The organism is Protofrankia sp. CiP1_Cm_nod4 (assembly GCF_982290645.1).
The window spans coordinates 4,944-6,042 of sequence record NZ_CEVIVC010000214.1 but is presented as its reverse complement, the minus strand read 5'-3'; the positions used below and the strand labels follow the sequence as shown (position 1 = coordinate 6,042).

The window sequence follows — 1,099 nt, the reverse complement described above, 5'->3', positions numbered from 1 at the left end:
AAGGGGCGCGGTCGCGGTGGTCGGTGGCGTCGTGGGGGTGGTGGCCGGTGGTGGCGTACCAGCAGAGGGTCACTGTCTGGCAGGCGAGGCCGAACGGGATGGTGCGTTCGACGGCGTGGGCGGTGCGGTTGTGGGCCTGACCGACCCCGAAGATCTGCTTGGCGTCTTCGATCATGACTTCGACCGACCAGCGGGCGGCGTACCGCTCGACGATGTGGGCGGGTTTGGTCAGGGTGTCGGTGGTGACCAGCGCCAGGTCGTAGGTGCCGGCGCGGCCGGTGTGTTCGCGTACGAGGACGACGGTGACGGGGCGGGGGCCGAACACGCCGTACCACAGGCAGCGGATCGCTGCGGCGTGCACGGTGGTGGTGTGGCCGTAGCGGGTCACGGGGAGCGGGGTGAACGTCGCGGTGGCGGCGAGTTGGGCCAGCGGGCCGAGCCGGTCGCCCTTGAGGCGGGGGCGGCCACGCCGGCCGGTCCGCGGCGGGGCGGGGGCGAACAGGGCCGCGTCCTTGCGCAGCCGGGTTGTCCAGGTCACCGACGCCGGCAGGCAGCGTAGCTCGTCGCCGGCGTAGGCGGCGTCCGCGACGACGTGGACCCGCCGGCCGGGCAGGGCGGCGGCGAGCTGTTCGACGGCGCGGGCAGCCAGCCACAGCCTCGATGCCGAGACGGTGTCCTTACGCACCAGCCGTGCCAGAACCGGCAGGCAGACCGGCCGGTCCAGCATCGGCAGCGTCACGACGATCCCGACGATCACCCAGTTGTTGCCGTAGCCGACCTGGCGGGCGTCCTTCGCGCTGCCGTCGTGGAACCACCCGGCGGCCCATACCTTCTTCCCGGTCCGGTGGAACAGGGTGTCGTCGACGGCGACGGTCACCGGTGCGGTGTCCGCGACGAGTAGCCGCACGACGAGGCGGGCCAGCCCGATCCCGAGCTGGGCGGGGTCCCAGCGGGCGGCGGCGAAGAACCGGTGCGCCCGGTCATGCGGCCAGGACCGTGACAGCCCCGCGCCTACCAGCATCCCGCACACCGTGCGCCGCCCGGTCGCCGACAGCATCCCTGCGACCAACGCGCGGAAGGTCTGGAACGTCGGCGCGGT

The 1,099-nt window shown here is 73.2% G+C and carries 1 protein-coding gene; it reads right to left on the bottom strand.

Going from position 1 to position 1,099, the window contains the following annotated elements; all coding sequences use genetic code 11:
- Window positions 1-1,099: IS701 family transposase (locus tag AC5LSR_RS22960; protein WP_493469003.1), on the bottom strand; the 1,099-nt coding region annotated here is incomplete at both ends.